A 309-nucleotide genomic window follows, 5' to 3' on the forward strand; every position below is an offset into this window, starting at 1 on the left:
GGTGCCGCACACGACGACCTTCGGTTTCACATCGTTCACAGGCTGCCTGCTTCCATCGGTTCGTCGTGGGCGTGGCGGTGGGGGTGGAAGATCGGCAGCGCGCCCAGGGCGGCCACCGCGTCGAGCAGGCCGCGCGGGTCGAGCACCTCGTCGGCGTAGTGCAGGCCGGGGGCGACCGCCCCGGACAGCACCGCCCGCACGGTGTGCGCGGCCGTGGCGGCGGTGAGCTCGAAACTGCTGTGGGTGCGCAGCACCGCGGGGTCGGTGCGGCCTGCCCGGTGCAGCGAGACCGCCATCAGGTAGAAGGGG

1 pseudogene is annotated in these 309 nt (G+C 73.1%); it reads right to left on the reverse strand.

Annotated elements, in window-relative coordinates:
- Positions 1-35: 35 nt before the first annotated feature.
- Positions 36-309, reverse strand: a pseudogene (locus IU476_RS35745) (saccharopine dehydrogenase NADP-binding domain-containing protein); the annotation flags it as partial.

The organism is Nocardia blacklockiae (genome assembly GCF_015477355.1).
GTDB classification, from domain to species: Bacteria; Actinomycetota; Actinomycetes; order Mycobacteriales; family Mycobacteriaceae; genus Nocardia; species Nocardia blacklockiae.